The sequence below is a fragment of the Microbacterium sp. KNMS genome (assembly GCF_053851835.1).
In genome coordinates, this window is the sequence record NZ_JBSQBP010000004.1 from 185,883 (window position 1) to 202,102 (window position 16,220).

Genomic DNA, 16,220 nt, shown 5'->3' on the forward strand with positions numbered 1-16,220 from the left:
GAGGGAAACCCGGCGGACCACCCGCTACAGAACGACCACGCGCCCGTCGTCGCGGCGCAGCGTGAGGCGATAGCCGGCAGGAGCGCCCTCCTCGACCTCCGCGACGCCATCGCCCAGGCCGAGGGCGTCGAGCTCACGGCGCAGGGGCGCGGGGTCGGGCTCCACGCGCACGAGCGAGACGAGCTCGATCGCGGGGATGGCCGACAGTCCGGGCTGCGCGGTCGCGCCCCAGTCGATGAGGAACGGCACGTCCAGCCGGACGTCCTCGCCGCGCGTGAGGCGCCATTCGAGGAGCTCCCCGTCGGGTGTGCGCCGCGACAGCGGCTCGATCGGGCCCGGGTCGTACCCCCGCTCGCGCGCCGCGGCGACCGTCGCGTCGAGGTCGTCGGGGTGCACGGCGTACGTCTGCACGCTCGGCGCGGTGAGGCCCGCGATGCCGAACTTCGTCGGGAGCGCCGCGTCCTTCCGATCGGGGTCGGGGCCGATGAGCTCGATGTACTGCGGGCCGCGCTCTCCGGCGACCGTGAGGGCGACGAGCGCGTTCGCGGTGCCCGTGGGATGCACACCGCCGGGCGCGGCGCTCACCCCGGTCTCCTGCGCGAACCACCGCACGAGCGCGTCGAGATCGGGTCCTGCGATCACGACGTGGTCGAGGAGCCGCGGGATGCTCATGCGCCGCCGCGACGTCGGGCCGGCACCTCGGGCTCGCCGAGCGACAGCATGAGCCGGTTCGCCCAGTTGAAGAACGCGGCGCCGTTGATCACGTCGACGATCTCGGCGTCGTCGAGGCCGGCCTCGCGGAGGCGGGCGACGTCGTCGCCGTCGAACGCGAGCGGCGTCTCGGCGAGCGCGACCGACGACGCGACGATCGCGTTCCAGGGGTCGTCGCCGAGATCGGCTCCGACGCCCTCGTCGAGGAGGCGCTGCACGTCGTCCTCCCGGCCCGACTCGCGCGTCGCCGCTGCCGCGTGCACGTGCGCGCAGAACACGCAGCCGTTGTGCCGCGACGTGGCGGCCGCCGCGAGCTCGCGCTCGGCTCGGCCGACGCCGCTCGAGACGTTGAAGAAGATGTCGAGGTCGGTCAGCGTGCGGGCCCTGAGCGCCTCGGGATCGCGCGCAAGCAGCCGGAAGTAGGGCATCTTCGCGCGCGCCGGCTCGATGAGCGCCTCACGCTGCGCGTCGGTCAGCTCGTCCTCGGCGACGGGCAGGAGCCACGGCACCCAGCCGAGGCCCTGCTGCGTGAACGCCTCGGGGCGGGCGAGGTCGGGGTACGCGGTGACGAGCTCGCTCATGCGACGCTCCCTTCTGCGGGGTGGGCGGCCAGGACGCGCAGGCCCCAGGCCGCGCGGAGCTGGAAGGACAGGAAGGCGACGAGCTGCGAGAGCGTGACGATGTCGTCTGCGCTCCAGCCCGCGTCGACGAGCGCCTGGAGCGCCTCCGGCCGCGCCTCGCGCGGGCGGAAGACGAGCAGGTGCGCGTGCGTGAGCGCGGCGGCGAGCCGCTCGCCGAGTGCTCCGGCGTCGGCCGTCCAGACGAGCCCCTCGCGGCTCTCGCCAGCGAGACCGGGCTCGCGGTAGACCCCGTACGGACCCGTCGTCGCACCGCTCGCGGCGGCCGCGTCGACCGGCGCGACGAGCTCGGGCGCCTCGTCGCCGAGCACATCGGCGTAGAAGTCGGTCGCGGCGTCGAAGCCGTGCAGGCGGGCGACGAAGGCGGCGACCGCGTAGCGCTCTGAGAGCGGGAACGCGCCGGGGTCGGCCGGCTCGAGGAGCGCCTCGAAGCTGCGCTGCGCGTTCTCGCGCGCCTGGGGGCGCTGGTCTCGGATGGCCGACAGCGCGCTGCCCGGGGCGACGCCCGCGAGCAGATCGATGATGTCCGCGTTCTGGCTCATGAGGCTCCTTCGGTTGCGGGGACGAGCGGATGGTGCGCGGTGCGCAGCGACGACGCCGCGTCGGCGCCGGTCGCGTACCCGAGCCGCGGGGCGACCTCGGTCGCCAGCAGCTCGAGGGAGCGGAGCGTGAGCTCGTGGGGCGCCGCGACCGAGTGCACCTGGAACGACACATCGGTCGCGGCGGAGATCGCCGCGTCGGCCGCGAGCGTCGCGACGACCTCGTCGACCGTGCCGATGTGGGTGTCGGTGATGCGCACGAGCTCGTCGATCCCGAGCCGGTCGGCGTCGAGGCCGAACATGGTCTCGGCGAGCCGACGCAGGCCATCCTGCGCGAGCTCGAGCACGCGCGTGCGGTTCTCGGGGTCGACGACGACCGCCGTGCGCGACGCGAGGACGCGCGCGGGCGCGCCGTCGGGAAGCGCGTCTCGGTGCGCCTCGATGATCGGCAGCTGCACCGTGTGCAGGGGCGCGTCGGCCGCTCCCTCGGGGCGCGGCTGCGTGCGCGAGAGCATGAGCCCGTCGCCGCGCTCGCCGGCACGGCGCCCTCCGTCGACCGAGAACGTCGCCTGCCACAGGCGCCGTGCGAGATCGCCGCCGTCGGGGTACATGCGCGACGCGGTGCCGCGGATGCCGCGCCCCTCGAGCGCATCGAGGAGGACGGCGAAGTGGTCCGCGAAGATCTCGCGGCGGCGCGCGGCGTTCTGCCCGAACGCGGCGAACGACGACGGAGTGCCGCCCGAGGCGACGCCGAGCTGCACGCGCCCGTCGCTCAGACGGTCGAGCACGGCCGCGTCCTCGGCGGCGCGCACCGGGTCGTCGATCGGCAGGGTGAGGACGGCCGTGCCGAGGCCGATGCGCGTCGTGCGCTCGGCCGCCGCCGCGAGGAGAACGAACGGCGATGGGAGCCCGCCCTCGTGCTCGCCGAAGTGGTGCTGCGCGACCCACGCCGACGCGAAGCCGGACTCCTCGGCCTGCGCGATCTGCTCGAGCGCGAACCGATAGCGGTCCGCCGCCGGCGCCTCCTCGAGAAGGCGCGAGAAGAATCCCAGACGCGGTCCGGTCATCGTGCTCCCTCCTGCGCGTGCCCGTCGGCCTCGCGGAACGTCGTCCCGGGGATCGCGGCGAGCAGCTGCCGTGTGTACGGGTCCTGCGGGTCGTCGAACACCTGCTGGGCCGTGCCGTGCTCGACCTGCCGGCCCCGCTGCAGCACCGACACGGTGTCGGCGATCTGCCGCACGACAGCGAGGTCGTGCGAGATGAAGACGTAGGTGAGCCCGAGCTCGCTCTGCAGGCGCGCGAGCAGGCGCAGGATCTGCGCCTGCACCGTCACATCGAGCGCTGAGACGGCCTCGTCGAGCACGACGAGCTCCGGCTCGAGGATGAGCGCCCTGGCGATCGCGATGCGCTGCCGCTGCCCGCCCGAGAGCTCGCGCGGCCGGCGGCGTCCGATCTCCGGCGCGAGCGAGACGAGCTCGAGGTGGTGCGCGACGCGGTCCGCGCGCTCCGCCCGGTCGCCCAGGCCGAAGTTCTCGAGCGGCTCGGCGAGGATGCTCGCGATCGTCTGGCGCGGATCGAGCGAGCCGTACGGGTTCTGGTAGACGAGCTGGGTCGTGCGGCGGAACTCCCGCGCCGACCGCAGTGCGGTCACGTCGACGTCGCCCACGCGGATGGTCCCCGCGGTCGGGCGGTTGAAGCCGGCGATGCTGCGCCCCGTGGTCGTCTTGCCCGACCCGGACTCGCCGACGAGCGCGTGCGTCGTCCCCTTCGGGATCGCGAACGACACGTCGTCGACGGCGACGAGCGGCGCCCGCCCCGCCCCGCGGGCGAACTCCTGGCGGAGACCGGTCACCTCGACGAGCGGACGCGCTCCGGGGTCGACCGCGGGCGGCGTGCGCTCGACGACCTGCGCGAGCGACGGCGCGTCGGCGAGCAGCGTGCGCGTGTACGGCGACTGCGGCGCCGTGAGCACGGCTGCCGACGGCCCCTCCTCCTGCACCTCTCCCCCGCGCATGACGACGATGTCGTCGGAGCGGTCGGCCGCGACGGCGAGGTCGTGCGTGATGAAGAGGATGCCCGTTCCCGTCTCCTCCCGGAGACGGTCGAGCAGGTCGAGGACGGTGCGCTGGACGGTCACGTCGAGCGCGCTCGTCGGCTCGTCGGCGATCACGAGCTCGGGCTCGAGCGCGAGCGCGGCGGCGATGAGCACGCGCTGGCGCATCCCTCCCGACAGCTCATGCGGGTACTGGCGCGCACGCGTCTCCGGGTCGTCGATGTCGACGCGCTCGAGCAGGTCGAGCACGCGCGCCTCGATCTTGCGGCGGTCGCGCCAGCCGTGGATCCGCAGCGCCTCGCCGACGCTCGCGCCGATCGTCGCGACGGGGTTGAGCGAGTTGCCCGGGTCCTGCGGGATGAGCCCGATGCAGCGGCCGCGGAGATGGCGCCACCGACGCTCGCTCAGCCCGACGAGCTCGGTGGGGCCCTCCGACCGCTCGGCGAGGCGGATGCTCCCGCGCGAGACGTGCCCGTTCGAGGCGAGCAGGCCGATCACCGACTGGGCGACGGTCGTCTTGCCCGAGCCCGACTCGCCGACGAGGGCCGTGACCTTGCCGGCCTCGACGTCGAACGAGACGCCGCGGACGGCGTCGACCGGGCCGTGCGCCGTGCGGTACTGCACGGCGAGGTCGCGGATGGACAGCAGCGGTTCGGTCATGCCGGCTCGCCTCCTCGGATGGCCTGGCTCAGCCGGTTCGTCGCGAGCACGACCGCGACGACGACGGCGCCCGGCAGGACGGTCAGCCACCACGCGGTCGCGACGTAGTCGCGGCCCTCTGCGATGAGGAGACCCCATTCGGGCGTGGGCGGCGGGGCGCCGTACCCGAGGAAGCCGAGGGTCGAGATCTGCAGGATGGCCGAGCCGAGCTGGAGCGCGGCGAGGGCGATCACGGGCGTGAGCGAGTTGGGCAGGATGTGCCGCCACAGCACGCTGAGGAAGGTCCCGCCCGAGCCGTACGCGGCCTCGACGAACTCGCTCACGCGCACGCTCACGACCTCCGACCGCGCGAGGCGCGCGAACACGGCGATCGAGGTCACGCCGACGGCGATCGCGGCGTTCGTCGTGCCGAAGCCGAGCAGGATGACGACGCTCAGCGAGAGCAGGAGCGCGGGGATGGCGAGCAGCACGTCGACGATGCGCATGAGCACCTCGTCGACGACGCCGCCGGTCGCGCCGGCGGTGACGCCGAGGGCGGTGCCGACGACGAGGCCGACGAGCACCGCGATGAGCGCGCCGCTGATCGACTGGGAGGCGCCGTGCACGACGCGCGCGAAGACATCCCGCCCCGTGGCGTCGGTGCCGAACCAGTGCGCGGCGCTCGGCGCCTGCAGCGACGGTGCGACCGTGTCGGTCGGGCTGATGCCCGTGAAGAGGCCGGGCGCGATCGCCCAGGCGAGCGCGACGACGAGGACGACGACGGGGATGATGAAGCCGGGGCGCGCGAGCGACCGGCCGAGGCCGCGGCGCGCGCGGCCGGGGGCGATGGCGGTCATCGGACGGCTCCCTTCCGCGCGGGGCGCGCCGACGCGCGCGTGCGCAGCCGCGCATCGAGCACGGGGTACAGCAGGTCGACGACGAGGTTGATCACGACGAACGTGACCGTCGAGATGACGACGACCGCGAGGAGGACGGGGGTGTCGCGGTTCGCGACGGCCTGCGCCGTGATCTGGCCGATGCCGTTGCGGGCGAACACGGTCTCGGTGACGACCGCGCCGCCGACGAGCTCGCCGAACAGCAGCCCCGCCATCGTGAGGGTCGGCAGGAGCGCGTTGCGGGCGACGTTGCGCCAGAGCAGCCACGACGTGCTCGCCCCGCGTGCGCGGACCACCGCCACGAACGGGCGCTCGCGCACCTCGTCGATGCTGCGCATGAGCACCTGCGCGAGGGGCGCGGCGATCGGGATGGCGAGGGTCGCGACAGGCAGGATGAGCGACTGGACGGGGTCGGCGCCGATCGCGGGGATGAGCCGGAGCTGGAACGAGAAGATCTGGATGAGGATGATGCCCACCCAGAAGACCGGCAGCGAGACGAACAACGGCGGGATCGAGCGGAACGCGCGACGCAGCCACCGCCATCCGCCGTACGTCGCCGTGAACGCGATCGTGACGGCGAGGAAGATGGCCGCGCCGAGCCCGAGCACCGCGAGGGTCAGCGTCGCGGGCAGGTTCACGGCGATGAGGTCGGACACGGCGGCGCCGCTCTGCACCGAGAAGCCGAAGTCGCCGCGGAGGAAGCCCGCGGCCGACTCGAGGTAGCGCACGACGAGCGGGCGGTCCACGCCGTACGCGGCGCGGATCTGCTCGAGCTGCTCGGGCGTGAGGCCGAGGTCGGGGTTGCCGTACCGGGCGAGCACGGCGTCGCCGGGCAGGGCCGCGAGGAGCACGTACGCCGCCGTGTAGGCGAGCACGAGCACCAGCAGCGCCTGCCCGGCGCGTCGCAGGACGTAGGTCAGCAAGGGACTACTTGCTGAGCCACGTGTCGTAGAACAGCGGACGCCCGACCGACTCGGTGCGGAAGCCCTGCACGGCGTCGACGTAGCCGAACACCTGCGGCTCCTCGAAGATCGGCAGGATGTAGGCCTGCTCGGCCATCCGCTGCTGCGCCGCGGCCGACGCCTCGGCGCGGCCCTCCTCGGTGGGGCTCGAGGCGATCTCCTGCAGGAGCGCGTCGAGCTCCTCGTCGCCGACCGAGCCGTCGGGGTAGCCGTTCAGCAGCGTGTTGCGGTTGCCCGAGTGGTACTGCGACTTCAGGACGTCGAAGTCGGCGCGGCCGACCATCGAGTGGTACACCTGCAGCGTGCCGACCTCGCCGCGAGCGGCGTCCTGCGCTGCCTGGTCTCCCGGCAGGAGGTTCACCTCGACGCCGAGCTCGCCCAGCTGCTGCTGGATGAGCGTGACGACCTCCTTCGAGCGCGGCTGCGGGAGCGCCTCGTTGAACGTGAGGCTGAGCTTCTCGCCGTCGTTCTCGCGGACGCCGTCGGAGCCGAGCTCCCAGCCCGCCTCGTCGAGCAGGTCGGCGGCCTTCTCGGGGTCGTACTCGTAGTACTCCGAGGTGTCGGTGTAGCCGAGCGCGGTCTCGGCGAGCGCGCCGGTCGCGAGCGGGTAGCTGTCCGTGAAGAGCGTCTCGACGATCTCCTCGCGGTCGATGCCCGCGATGAGCGCCTGGCGGACGCGGATGTCCTCGAGGAGCGGGTCGCGGAAGCGGAAGCTGAGGCCGTTGTTGACGCCGTTCGTCGCGGCGGCGTGCAGCGAGAGGCCGTCGGCGGCGAACTGCGGCTCGTCGGGCGCCTCGATCTGACGGGCGATGTGCGCCTGCTGAGCCGTCACGGTGCCGACGCGCACGCTGTCCTCGGGCACGACGAGGTAGTCGATGCCGTCGAGGTACGCGCGGCCCTGGTGCTCGAGCGACGGAGGCGCCCAGTCGTAGTCCTCGCGCGCCTCGAGCGAGATCTCGGTGCCGATCTCCTCGTCGGCGACGACGAAGGGGCCGCTGCCGATGATCTCGGTCGCGTTGCCCGGGCCGAACTCCTCGCCCGTGCGCTCGAGCGTCTCGTTCGAGAGCAGGCCCGAGTTGATCGTCGAGACCGCCTGCGCGAAGCCGGGCGAGGGCGCCGTGAAGTGGAACTTCACCGTGCGCTCGTCGACGACCTCTCCGCGGTCGTAGTTGTTGATGGCCTCCGACACGGTGAGGGCGCGGTCGGGGTCGCCCTTTCCGAAGAGGTCGATGTTGCGCACGACGTTCTCGGCGTCGAGCGGCGAACCGTCGGAGTACGTCACGCCCTCGCGCAGGGTGAAGGTGTACTCGGTCGCGTCCTCGTTGACCTCCCAGTCCTCCGCGATCCACGGCTCGAGCTCGAGCGTCTCGGGGTTCTGGTAGAGCAGGCGGTCGGTGATGTTGTTGATGATGCCGCCGTTGGGGTAGAAGCCTCCGGCCGGCGGGTAGAGGGTGAGCCACGTCTGCGGCTCGAGGTACGTGAGCGTGCCGCCCTGCTGGGGCTCGCCAGAGCCGGCGGACTCCGTGGGGGCCGTGCCGCCCGAGCAGCCGGCGAGAAGCGCTGCTGCCGTGACGACGGATGCCGCGGCGAGCGCGGCGCGGGGGAATCGGGACATGGGAGTCTCCTCGGGACAGGGCAAGGGCATCGGCTCGGGGGCCGATGGATCCAGTCCACCACAGGCGGAGCCGATGGGCGCTGACGCGCTTCATGCAGCGTAAAGTCTGTCGATCCGGTAGGGATTCCCGCACGCGCCGATCGATCGGATGTCGGTGCCCCCTCGTACGCTGAGGAGCATGGTCTCGAAGCGCCCCGCCCCGCCCGCCTACGTCTGCAGCGAGTGCGGCTGGACGAGCCCCAAGTGGGTCGGGCGCTGCGGCGAGTGCCAGCAGTGGAACACCGTGTCCGAGGCGGCGGCGCCCGCCGACGCGGGCCGCCGCGTCGCGCCGATGATCCCCACCGCGTCCGCGCGCCCGATCACGTCGATCAGCACGGCCGAGACGCCGCGCCGCGCGAGCGGCGTCGGCGAGTTCGACCGCGTGCTCGGCGGCGGCATCGTGCCGGGCGCGGCCATCCTGCTCTCCGGCGAGCCCGGCGTCGGCAAGTCGACCCTGCTGCTCGAGGTCGCGGCGCAGTCGGCGCGCGAGGGGCGCCGCGTGCTCTACGTGAGTGCCGAGGAGTCGCCCGGGCAGGTGCGCCTGCGCGCCGAGCGGACCCGTGCGCTGCACGACGAGCTGTTCCTCGCGAGCGAGACCGATCTCGCGCGGATCCTCGGGCACATCGACGCGGTCCAGCCCGCGCTCGTCATCATCGACTCGGTGCAGACGATCTCGTCGTCCCTGTCGGACGGCGCGGCGGGCATGCCGGGGCAGGTGCGCGAGGTCGCGTCGACGCTCATCCGCGTCGCGAAGGAGCGCGACCTCCCCGTCATCCTCGTCGGGCACGTCACGAAAGACGGCCAGGTCGCCGGCCCGCGCCTCCTCGAGCACCTCGTCGACGTCGTGTGCCACTTCGAGGGCGACCGGCAGACGAGCCTGCGGTTCATCCGCGCGCTCAAGAACCGCTTCGGCGCGGCCGACGAGGTCGGGTGCTTCGAGATGGCGGGCGACGGCATCGTGGAGGTGCCCGATCCCAGTGCGCTGTTCCTCTCGCAGGGCAGCCCCGAGCCCGGCACGTGCATCTCGATCGCCCTCGAGGGGCGGCGGGCGCTCCCCGTCGAGGTGCAGGCGCTCACCGTTCCGACGTCGGCGAACAACCCGCGTCGCGTGGTGCACGGCGTCGATCCGTCGCGCGTGGCCATGGTGCTCGCCGTGCTCGAGCGCCGCGCCGGCATCAAGACGAGCGAGCTCGACGTGTACGTGTCGACCGTCGGCGGTGTGAAGTTCACCGAGCCCGCCGCCGATCTCGCGATCGCGATCGCCGTGGCCGGATCGGTGCGGAACCATGCGATCGCCCGCAACGTGGCCGCCGTCGGCGAGCTCAGCCTCGCGGGCGACGTGCGTCCGGTCACGCAGGGCGCGCAGCGGCGTGCCGAGGCGGCGCGTCTCGGCTACACGCGCGTGGTCGACGACCGCTCGGGCAAGCTCACGTCGGCGCTCAACGACATGCGGTCGCTGCACCTCGTCCCGCAGCACACGGGATTCGCCGACTTCTGATCAGGCGCGCCGCGCCATCCGCTCAGGCCTCGAGAGCCGCGAGCAGGTCGTCGGGGGTCGCCTGCATGGGGTGCGGGCCCGCGATGTCGAGGAACACCGACGTGATCGTGCGGCGGTGCTGCGTGAGGAACGCGCGCAGCCAGGCGGGCGAGTAGACGCCGACCGCGGGCGGCAGGTTCGCGGGCTTGTGGCGGGCGTCGCTGAAGAGCAGCAGCGCGACCTGGCCCGTGCTGGCGTCGCGGTACGTCCACACCTCGCCGCCGTCGAGCGGGTCGTCCTTCGGCCCTGGCGAGAGCAGCGGCACGACGGTGTTGCCGTTGCGGAGGGCGAGGGCGACCGCCGCCATGTCCTGCTTCTCGAGAGCCTGCGCGAGCGCCTCGGAGCGGAACGCCGAGGGGTCGGCCGCGACGGACTTCTTGCGCTTCGAGGAGGCCATGCCCTCCACCCTACGGAGCCGCGCCGTGAGAGGGTAAATGAGGGGCCCCTCGCCTCCGGGGTTCCGGGAGGTGAGGGGCCCTGATCCCTCCGATATTCGATGCCGCCGTGCTGGGGACACGATGTGCGGCGAGCTGCTGGGGACAGCTCTGGGATCATCTTCGGAGTCACGTACGACTTTACGCGGCGCGCTTCGTCCTGTATGTCCCCCTTTCGGGGGACACCGCGCCTCGGGCGTGTCCGCCCGAGACCCTCAGCGCAGCAGGAACTGGGTCGTCTGCTTCGACGTCACTCCGGCGATCTCGACCTCGAGGTGGTACGACGCGCCGCCGCCCGGAGCGGCCGGCCGCTCGTCGCTGTCGCACGTGTCGACGCTCGACCGCGTGCGGTCCCACACGACCGGCTCGGCGCTCGTCACCGTCTGGCCCGCGGCGAGCGTGACCTCCATGTCGCTCGGCTCGCTCTGGCAGTCGGTCGAGGTCCACCACGTGTCGGCGCCGCTTGTCACCGTGAAGCGCTGCGTGGTGGTGCCGACGTTGAGCACGCAGTCGACGTCGCCCGTGTTCGTGAGCTCGATCGAGAAGCGGGGCTGCTGGTCGGCCGCGTACTCGCCCTGGTCGGCGAGCCCGACGACCTCGAGCTTGGCAGGATCGCACTCCCCCGGTGCCGCGGGCTCGGTCGGCGTGGGCGTCGATGTCGGCGTGGGCTCCTCGCTCGGCTCGGTCGCGGCGGCGGGCGCCTCGGTCGTCGCCGCGGGGGCGGGAGTCGCCGCGGGGCCCGCGAACAGCGCCTGCCAGGGCTGCGCGATCGCGAACCAGACGATCCCGCCGATCACGAGCACGGCCAGCAGCAGCACCATGAGACGACGCCGTCGGTAGACGGCCTTCGAGGGGCGGCGACGCTGGCTCACGGGTGCATCCTCTCAGAGGTGCTTGAGCATCCGGGTGTTGCCGAGCGTGTTCGGCTTCACATGGGCGAGGTCGAGGAACTCGGCGACGCCCTCGTCGGGGCTGCGCACGAGCTGCGAGTACACGTCGGGCGAGACGACCTGCTCGCCGATCGGCTCGAAGCCGCGCCGGCGGAAGAAGTCGACCTCGAAGGTCAGGCAGAACAGGCGCGTGAGGCCGAGTTCGCGCGCCTTGCGCTCGAGCCCGTCGACGATGGCGCGGCCGACGCCGTGGTGCAGCCATCCGTCCTCCACGAGGAGGGTGCGGATCTCGCCGAGGTCCTCCCACATGACGTGGAGTGCACCGCAGCCGATGACCCGCCCGCTCGCGTCCTCCGCGACGAGGAACTCCTGCGTCGCCTCGTAGAGCACGACGAGGTCCTTGCCGAGCAGGATCCGCCGCATGACGTACGGCTCGAGCATCCGGTGCACCTGCTCCATGTCGGCCGCTCGCGCCGCGCGCACCGTGAACTCGGTCATCCTCCCACCCTAGGACGGCGCACCTCAGGCTCCGCTGAGCGCGCCGCGGGCACGCGAAAGGGGCGGAGCCCGAAGGCTCCGCCCCTTGTCGTCTCCGTCAGTCGCCGAGCGCCGCGAGGTCGGGCGTGGCCGAGATGTCGCCGCCCGTGTTCACGCCGACCGCGACCTTCTCGCCGCGGGGTGCACTGTGGAACGTGAACTGACCGTCGACGAGGTCCACCTTGATGTGGTGGCCCGACTCGAGCTGGCCGTTGAGCAGCTGCTCCGACAGCCGGTCCTCGACCTCGCGCTGCATGGCGCGACGCAGCGGACGGGCGCCGAGCGCCGGGTCGAAGCCGACCTCGATGAGACGCTCCTTGGCCGCCTGCGACAGCTCGATCGTCATGTCGCGGTCGAGCAGGCGCTCCGCCAGACGCTTCGTGAACAGGTCCACGATCTGGATGAGCTCGTCCTTCGACAGCTGCGGGAAGACGATGATGTCGTCGACGCGGTTGAGGAACTCGGGCTTGAAGTGGCGCTTGAGCTCCTCGTCGACCTTGCCCTTCATCCGCTCGTAGGTCGTCTGGGTGTTGCCCTCGACCTGGAAGCCGACCGGACCGCCTGCGATCGCCGACGAGCCGAGGTTCGTCGTCATGATGATCACGGTGTTCTTGAAGTCGACGACCCGGCCCTGGCCATCCGTCAGACGTCCCTCCTCGAGGATCTGGAGGAGCGAGTTGAAGATGTCGGGGTGCGCCTTCTCGATCTCGTCGAAGAGCACGACCGAGAACGGCTTGCGACGGACCTTCTCGGTGAGCTGGCCGCCCTCCTCGAAGCCGACGAACCCGGGAGGGGCGCCGAACAGACGCGAGACGGTGTGCTTCTCGCCGAACTCCGACATGTCGAGCGAGATGAGCGCGCCCTCGTCGTCGAAGAGGAACTCCGCGAGCGCCTTCGCGAGCTCGGTCTTCCCGACGCCCGTGGGGCCGGCGAAGATGAACGAGCCCGAGGGGCGCTTCGGGTCCTTGAGGCCGGCGCGCTGACGGCGGATGGTCTTCGACAGCGCCGCGATCGCCTCCTCCTGGCCGATGACGCGCTGGTGCAGCGCCTTCTCCATGAAGACGAGGCGGCTGGTCTCCTCCTCGGTGAGCTTGAACACCGGGATGCCCGTGGCCTGGGCCAGCACCTCGGCGATCAGGCCCTCGTCGACGACCGCGTGCGCGGCGACGTCACCCGAGCGCCACTGCTTCTCGAGGCGCAGGCGCTCGCCCAGGAGCGCCTTCTCCTCGTCGCGCAGGGCGGCGGCCTTCTCGAAGTCCTGCTCCTCCGACGCGGCCTCCTTGGCCTCGCGGACCTTCGCGATCTTCTCGTCGAACTCGCGCAGAGCGGGCGGCGACGACAGGATCGACAGGCGCAGGCGGGCGCCGGCCTCGTCGATCAGGTCGATGGCCTTGTCCGGGAGGAAGCGGTCGCTCACGTAGCGGTCCGCGAGGTTCGCGGCCGCGACGATCGCGCCATCCGTGATCTGTACCTTGTGGTGCGCCTCGTAGCGGTCGCGCAGGCCCTTGAGGATGTTGATCGCGTGCGGCAGCGAGGGCTCGGCGACCTGGATGGGCTGGAAGCGACGCTCGAGGGCCGCGTCCTTCTCGAAGTGCTTGCGGTACTCGTCGAGCGTCGTGGCGCCGATCGTCTGCAGCTCGCCGCGTGCGAGGAGAGGCTTGAGGATCGAGGCCGCATCGATCGCGCCCTCGGCGGCGCCCGCACCCACGAGGGTGTGGATCTCGTCGATGAAGACGATGATGTCGCCGCGCGTGCGGATCTCCTTGGTGACCTTCTTCAGGCGCTCCTCGAAGTCGCCGCGGTAGCGCGAGCCGGCGATGAGCGAGCCGAGGTCGAGCGAGTACAGCTGCTTGTCCTTGAGCGTCTCGGGCACATCGCCCTTGACGATCGCCTGCGCGAGGCCCTCGACGACGGCGGTCTTGCCGACGCCGGGCTCGCCGATGAGGACGGGGTTGTTCTTCGAGCGGCGCGACAGGATCTGCATGACGCGCTCGATCTCCTTCTCGCGCCCGATGACCGGGTCGAGCTTGTTCTCGCGCGCGGCCTGCGTGAGGTTGCGGCCGAACTGGTCGAGCACCTGCGAGCCGCCCTGTGCCGCCTGCTGCGACTCCTGGCCGCTCGGCGCGACGCCCACGGGCTCCTTGCCCTGGTAGCCGGAGAGCAGCTGGATGACCTGCTGGCGCACCTTGTTGAGGTCGGCACCGAGCTTCACGAGCACCTGGGCCGCGACGCCCTCGCCCTCGCGGATGAGGCCGAGAAGGATGTGCTCGGTGCCGATGTAGTTGTGGCCGAGCTGCAGCGCCTCTCGCAGGGACAGCTCGAGCACCTTCTTGGCGCGCGGCGTGAACGGGATGTGCCCCGTCGGCTGCTGCTGCCCCTGGCCGATGATGTCCTGCACCTGCTCGCGCACAGCGTCGAGCGAGATGCCGAGCGATTCGAGCGCCTTGGCAGCGACGCCCTCACCCTCGTGGATGAGCCCGAGCAGGATGTGCTCGGTGCCGATGTAGTTGTGGTTGAGCATCTTCGCCTCTTCTTGGGCGAGGACGACCACACGACGGGCACGGTCGGTGAATCTCTCGAACATGTCACTCCTCAGGGCCGAGGCCAGGACGCGTCGATAAAGGACGGTCGACGCGTCGTGGTTCCACCGTAACGAGCGCCCGTCGCTCGAGGAGCCGTGTTCGCCCTGGGCATAGCGCCTTGACCAACCTCCCGGTCATTGCGCGAAGGAGCGCCCCTCCTCTCCCGGGCATTGAGCGAGGGAGCGTCTCTTACCTCCCGGCCATTGCGCCAGTGAGCGCCTCTCCTCTCCCGGTCATTGAGCGAGGGAGCGAAGCGACCGAGACGAAATGCCGCCCCTCCCTCATCACAGAACGGTCACGATGACGCCGCGCCTCTGGCACATCCCACCCACCTTAACGACTATCGTTGTTATCGATTTTCGTTACGAGGGGAAGTCAGAATGCCGTCGAACTCGCATTCTCCGATCACGCGCGGAGACCGTCGGGCCATCTCGTTGGTCGCCTGGCTGAGTTTGGGTGCGCTCGCGCTCACGATCGTCTGGACGATCTGGCAGCTTGTGAACGGTGTCTTTGCACGCGCCATCCCGGTGCACGTCCCGATCACGGACGACGCGGTCTTCTTCGAGGACGGACTCAAGCAGGTGCCGTCTTCGATCTTCACGGAGGCTGAGGTCACGGTCGTCGGGGCCCCATGGTCCGTGCGCGTCCCCCTCGCGCTCGGCGTCCTTCTCTCGGCCAGCTCCGCTCTGGCGATCTGCGTGCTCATCTTCATCCTTGGCCGGCGCTTCGCTTCCCACCGCCCGCTCTTGCCCGGAACGGCGACTGTCGCCCTCGTCGCCGCACTGCTGTCCTTCGCGGCGGCCCTGTTGACGCCGCTCCTGCGCGGCCTCGCGGCGGCAGCCGCGACCGAGGCACTCGGGCTCCACAACTTCGGCTTCGCGATCCTCATGTTCGAGTTCCCCGCCGGCGCCCTGGTGACCCCGACGTTGTTGTTCCTCCTCGCTGCCGCACTCACGATCGGCGCGCGGCTTCAGCGCGATACGGAAGGACTCGTGTGAGGAGCGCCTCGACCTCGCGTCCTGAGCTCTTCCCGCAGAGCGATCGCTGGACGTTCCTGTGGATCATCGTCTTCGCCGTCGTACTTGCATGCGGCGTCGTCGTGGACGCCGTGCTCCGGCTCTCGCAGATCATCCCCAATTCAGAGGTGCCGATCACCGTGCGGCTGAGCGGCGAAGTCGCAACGCTGCCGCTCGGTCCCGGCGGCTCCGGTGTCGATGTCTCGGTGGACCGCGCGATCCTCTCCCTGAGCGGGCTCCCGCCGGCGCCATACTCAGCGCTGATCGCAGAGGTATCGATCCACGCGCTGAGCCTGCTCGGCGCGCTCGCATGCGCGGCATTCGTCGTCCTCAATCTCGCGCGCGGCAGGGCCTTCACACGCGACAACACGGTCCTGCTGGTGGTGATGGCGGGAGCCATCGGCCTCGACCTCGTCGCCGGGTCGTTCCTGCGCTCGTACATCACAGCCGCCGCCACCGAGCAGATCAGTGACGGTGCATACGTCGCGGCCAACGAGCCGATGGACTTCCTGAAGCTGTTCCTCTTCTTCGGGCTCGGTGCGGTCGCCCGCGCCTTCGCCGTCGGCGAGCGGCTTCAGCGCGACACGGAAGGCCTCGTGTGACGCCCGCTGCTGACGACGAGGAGACCGGCGTCCACTGCCGACTCGACGAACTCCTCGCCCAACGGGAGATGACACTCACACGACTGAGCGAGATCGTCGGCGTGAGCATCGTCAACCTGTCGATCCTCAAAAACGACAAGGCCCGGGCCATCCGCTTCTCGACCCTCATCGCCATCTGCCAGGCCCTCGACTGCGAGATCGGGGACCTGCTCGTCCGCGCGGACCGCTGAGCGCGCTCAGCTCGGGCAGGAGCGGCGGACCCTCACGATTCGCCCCTGAGATCAGCGATGATCTCCTCGGCGGTCGAGCTTGTGTGCACGACGCCGATGTGGTCGAACGCCGCGAGATCGAGCGCGGCATGTTCCACAAGGCCCAGTGCCTCCCAGCGCTGGAGTGCGGCGGAGGGACGCGGCGTGGGCGGATCCTGCCCGTCATGCCTGCTCATGCCCACAGGCTAGGCCGTGTTGCTGAATGTGGGTGTGGAGCCTTTGGGTGATTCTTGAGTCGTGTCGCGAGATGTCATCACGGAC

17 protein-coding genes are annotated in these 16,220 nt (G+C 71.2%); 4 read left to right on the top strand and 13 right to left on the bottom strand.

What is annotated here, in order from left to right; all coding sequences use genetic code 11:
* Positions 1–24 precede the first annotated feature (24 nt).
* The 8 genes from ACWXWW_RS04405 to ACWXWW_RS04440 are packed head-to-tail and all read right to left on the bottom strand — an operon-like array spanning position 25 to position 8,053.
* A complete protein-coding gene (locus ACWXWW_RS04405; protein ID WP_455968947.1) occupies positions 25–672 on the bottom strand; it encodes a VOC family protein in 648 nt (215 codons plus the stop codon).
* On the bottom strand, positions 669–1,292 hold the full coding sequence (locus tag ACWXWW_RS04410) for an alkylhydroperoxidase domain protein (RefSeq protein WP_455968949.1): 624 nt from the start codon (positions 1,290–1,292) through the stop codon (positions 669–671). The genes ACWXWW_RS04405 and ACWXWW_RS04410 overlap by 4 nt, the downstream gene beginning before the upstream one ends.
* The gene (locus ACWXWW_RS04415; RefSeq protein WP_455968950.1) at positions 1,289–1,891 is read right to left on the bottom strand and encodes a CMD domain protein; all 603 of its coding nucleotides are present in this window, start codon (positions 1,889–1,891) and stop codon (positions 1,289–1,291) included. Before ACWXWW_RS04415 ends, ACWXWW_RS04410 begins: the two co-directional genes overlap by 4 nt.
* Positions 1,888–2,955 (bottom strand): putative FMN-dependent luciferase-like monooxygenase, encoded by a 1,068-nt coding sequence (locus ACWXWW_RS04420; RefSeq protein WP_455968952.1) that lies wholly within the window; start codon positions 2,953–2,955, stop codon positions 1,888–1,890. Before ACWXWW_RS04420 ends, ACWXWW_RS04415 begins: the two co-directional genes overlap by 4 nt.
* Positions 2,952–4,601 (bottom strand): dipeptide ABC transporter ATP-binding protein, encoded by a 1,650-nt coding sequence (locus tag ACWXWW_RS04425; RefSeq protein WP_455968953.1) that lies wholly within the window; start codon positions 4,599–4,601, stop codon positions 2,952–2,954. Before ACWXWW_RS04425 ends, ACWXWW_RS04420 begins: the two co-directional genes overlap by 4 nt.
* Positions 4,598–5,437: an ABC transporter permease gene (locus ACWXWW_RS04430; RefSeq protein WP_271173141.1), complete on the bottom strand. Its 840-nt coding sequence runs from the start codon at positions 5,435–5,437 to the stop codon at positions 4,598–4,600. Before ACWXWW_RS04430 ends, ACWXWW_RS04425 begins: the two co-directional genes overlap by 4 nt.
* Entirely contained in the window at positions 5,434–6,396 is a 963-nt protein-coding gene (locus ACWXWW_RS04435) for an ABC transporter permease (protein ID WP_455968972.1), read from the bottom strand. Before ACWXWW_RS04435 ends, ACWXWW_RS04430 begins: the two co-directional genes overlap by 4 nt.
* A 7-nt stretch (positions 6,397–6,403) precedes the next feature.
* Entirely contained in the window at positions 6,404–8,053 is a 1,650-nt protein-coding gene (locus ACWXWW_RS04440) for a TIGR04028 family ABC transporter substrate-binding protein (RefSeq protein ID WP_455968955.1), read from the bottom strand.
* A gap of 178 nt (positions 8,054–8,231) precedes the next feature.
* Between ACWXWW_RS04440 and radA the strand changes: the two genes are divergently transcribed.
* A complete protein-coding gene (radA, locus tag ACWXWW_RS04445) occupies positions 8,232–9,590 on the top strand; it encodes a DNA repair protein RadA (RefSeq protein ID WP_271173143.1) in 1,359 nt (452 codons plus the stop codon).
* Between the two features lie 22 nt (positions 9,591–9,612).
* On the opposite strand, the gene ACWXWW_RS04450 is transcribed toward radA, so the two are convergent.
* The 4 genes from ACWXWW_RS04450 to ACWXWW_RS04465 all read right to left on the bottom strand — a co-directional run bounded on the left by ACWXWW_RS04450 (position 9,613) and on the right by ACWXWW_RS04465 (position 14,074).
* Positions 9,613–10,026 carry a dehydrogenase gene (locus ACWXWW_RS04450; protein WP_324012509.1) on the bottom strand — a complete coding sequence of 138 codons (414 nt, stop codon included), beginning with the start codon at positions 10,024–10,026 and terminating at the stop codon, positions 9,613–9,615.
* Between the two features lie 252 nt (positions 10,027–10,278).
* Positions 10,279–10,935: a hypothetical protein gene (locus ACWXWW_RS04455; RefSeq protein WP_455968957.1), complete on the bottom strand. Its 657-nt coding sequence runs from the start codon at positions 10,933–10,935 to the stop codon at positions 10,279–10,281.
* Between the two features lie 12 nt (positions 10,936–10,947).
* Entirely contained in the window at positions 10,948–11,451 is a 504-nt protein-coding gene (locus ACWXWW_RS04460) for an amino-acid N-acetyltransferase (RefSeq protein ID WP_282979004.1), read from the bottom strand.
* Positions 11,452–11,548: 97 nt separating this feature from the next.
* Positions 11,549–14,074: an ATP-dependent Clp protease ATP-binding subunit gene (locus ACWXWW_RS04465; RefSeq protein WP_271173147.1), complete on the bottom strand. Its 2,526-nt coding sequence runs from the start codon at positions 14,072–14,074 to the stop codon at positions 11,549–11,551.
* A 378-nt stretch (positions 14,075–14,452) separates the two neighbouring features.
* Between ACWXWW_RS04465 and ACWXWW_RS04470 the strand changes: the two genes are divergently transcribed.
* The 3 genes from ACWXWW_RS04470 (at position 14,453) to ACWXWW_RS04480 (ending at position 15,920) form a co-directional block, all read left to right on the top strand.
* Positions 14,453–15,070 carry a hypothetical protein gene (locus tag ACWXWW_RS04470; RefSeq protein WP_455968959.1) on the top strand — a complete coding sequence of 206 codons (618 nt, stop codon included), beginning with the start codon at positions 14,453–14,455 and terminating at the stop codon, positions 15,068–15,070.
* A 101-nt stretch (positions 15,071–15,171) separates the two neighbouring features.
* A complete protein-coding gene (locus ACWXWW_RS04475; RefSeq protein ID WP_455968961.1) occupies positions 15,172–15,690 on the top strand; it encodes a hypothetical protein in 519 nt (172 codons plus the stop codon).
* Complete coding sequence (locus ACWXWW_RS04480) at positions 15,687–15,920, top strand: helix-turn-helix domain-containing protein (RefSeq protein WP_455968963.1); 234 nt, start codon at positions 15,687–15,689, stop codon at positions 15,918–15,920. The genes ACWXWW_RS04475 and ACWXWW_RS04480 overlap by 4 nt, the downstream gene beginning before the upstream one ends.
* Positions 15,921–15,952: 32 nt before the next feature.
* On the opposite strand, the gene ACWXWW_RS04485 is transcribed toward ACWXWW_RS04480, so the two are convergent.
* On the bottom strand, positions 15,953–16,135 hold the full coding sequence (locus ACWXWW_RS04485; RefSeq protein ID WP_455968964.1) for a hypothetical protein: 183 nt from the start codon (positions 16,133–16,135) through the stop codon (positions 15,953–15,955).
* Positions 16,136–16,220 lie beyond the last annotated feature (85 nt).

Excerpts from the sequence above, each read along its gene's own strand:
- ACWXWW_RS04430 (WP_271173141.1), bottom strand. The coding sequence starts at position 5,437 with ATGACCGCCATCGCCCCCGGCCGCGCGCGCCGCGGCCTCGGCCGGTCG.
- ACWXWW_RS04465 (WP_271173147.1), bottom strand. The coding sequence starts at position 14,074 with ATGTTCGAGAGATTCACCGACCGTGCCCGTCGTGTGGTCGTCCTCGCC.
- ACWXWW_RS04470 (WP_455968959.1), top strand. The coding sequence starts at position 14,453 with ATGCCGTCGAACTCGCATTCTCCGATCACGCGCGGAGACCGTCGGGCC.
- radA (WP_271173143.1), top strand. The coding sequence starts at position 8,232 with ATGGTCTCGAAGCGCCCCGCCCCGCCCGCCTACGTCTGCAGCGAGTGC.
- ACWXWW_RS04440 (WP_455968955.1), bottom strand. The coding sequence starts at position 8,053 with ATGTCCCGATTCCCCCGCGCCGCGCTCGCCGCGGCATCCGTCGTCACG.
- ACWXWW_RS04405 (WP_455968947.1), bottom strand. The coding sequence starts at position 672 with ATGAGCATCCCGCGGCTCCTCGACCACGTCGTGATCGCAGGACCCGAT.
- ACWXWW_RS04485 (WP_455968964.1), bottom strand. The coding sequence starts at position 16,135 with ATGAGCAGGCATGACGGGCAGGATCCGCCCACGCCGCGTCCCTCCGCC.
- ACWXWW_RS04425 (WP_455968953.1), bottom strand. The coding sequence starts at position 4,601 with ATGACCGAACCGCTGCTGTCCATCCGCGACCTCGCCGTGCAGTACCGC.
- ACWXWW_RS04420 (WP_455968952.1), bottom strand. The coding sequence starts at position 2,955 with ATGACCGGACCGCGTCTGGGATTCTTCTCGCGCCTTCTCGAGGAGGCG.
- ACWXWW_RS04410 (WP_455968949.1), bottom strand. The coding sequence starts at position 1,292 with ATGAGCGAGCTCGTCACCGCGTACCCCGACCTCGCCCGCCCCGAGGCG.
- ACWXWW_RS04450 (WP_324012509.1), bottom strand. The coding sequence starts at position 10,026 with ATGGCCTCCTCGAAGCGCAAGAAGTCCGTCGCGGCCGACCCCTCGGCG.
- ACWXWW_RS04460 (WP_282979004.1), bottom strand. The coding sequence starts at position 11,451 with ATGACCGAGTTCACGGTGCGCGCGGCGCGAGCGGCCGACATGGAGCAG.
- ACWXWW_RS04415 (WP_455968950.1), bottom strand. The coding sequence starts at position 1,891 with ATGAGCCAGAACGCGGACATCATCGATCTGCTCGCGGGCGTCGCCCCG.